1 pseudogene is annotated in these 1,212 nt (G+C 66.7%); it reads left to right on the top strand.

Going from position 1 to position 1,212, the window contains the following annotated elements:
* Positions 1 to 1,091 (top strand): annotated as a pseudogene (locus ACWCXX_RS41435) (IS701 family transposase); the annotation flags it as partial.
* Between the last annotated feature and the right edge of the window lie 121 nt (positions 1,092 to 1,212).

Here is a 1,212-nt window from a genome sequence, read left to right as displayed (position 1 = left end):
TCAGCACTGGTCTATATGCGAGGGCTGATCGCTCCGCTGGAGCGGAAGAACGGCTGGACACTGGCGGAACAGGCCGGTCATGCCGGGCCGGACCGCATCCAACGACTGTTGAACCGGATCGACTGGGATGCCGACGAGGTCCTGGACGATCTGCGGGACTACGTCGTTGAGCACCTCGGTGACTCCGAGGCCGTGCTCATCGTGGACGACACCGGCTTCCTGAAGAAGGGAACCCGGTCGGCGGGTGTCCAGCGCCAGTACTCGGGCACCGCGGGCCGGACGGAACGGAGAACTGCCAGGTCGGTGTCTTTCTCGCATACGCCGCCGAGCGCGGCCGGACGTTGATCGACCGTCGACTGTATCTGCCCACGTCCTGGACGGACGACCGCGAACGCTGCCGCCGGGCCGGCATCACCGATGAGACCGCCTTCGCGACGAAGGTGGTCATGGCCAAGGCGATGGTCCGCAAGGCGATCGCAGACCGGATCCCGTTCCGCTGGGTGACCGCGGACGCCGCCTATGGCTTCAGCAAGGGCCGGCGGCACGAGCTGGAACGGGCAGACGTCTTCCACGTCATGGCCACCACCCGGCATGACACCGTGGTGACCCGCTGGGCCCTCGACCACCCCGTCCACGACCTCTTTGCCGCTCTGCCCCGGCAGAAGTGGAAGCGACGCTCCTGCGGGAGAGGTGCCCACGGGCCACGGGTCTTTGACTGGGCGCGTGTCGAGGTACGGCCCTGGCACCGGGAGGACCGCCGTCACTGGGTGATCGCCCGCCGCAGCGTCAGCCGCCCCGACGAGATCTCCTACTACATCGCCTATTGTCCCGCGGACACCACGCTCGATCAGCTGATCCGCATCGCCGGCAGCCGCTGGGCTGTCGAGGAATGCTTCCAGAGCGCGAAGCAGGAGTGCGGCCTGGACGACTACCAAGTCCGCCGCTATCCCGGCTGGCACCGCCACATCACCCTCGCCATGGCCGCCCACGCCTGCCTGACCGTCCTGCGAGCCCGGGCACTGGACACAGACAAAGCAGAAACGGATCCTCCCAGCTCATCCACCTCAGCCTCGCCGAAATCAGACGCCTGATCACTCGCCTCAACGACCGCGCTCCCACTCCCATCGATCACATCCTGCACTGGTCACACTGGCGCCGACGACGACAACACCAAGCCCGAACCAGTCACTACAAACGACGCGGACACAGCCC

It is taken from the genome of Streptomyces sp. NPDC001732 (assembly GCF_053596315.1).
The sequence above is the reverse complement of the archived record's forward strand: the minus strand, read 5'-3'. Positions and strand labels throughout refer to the sequence as shown.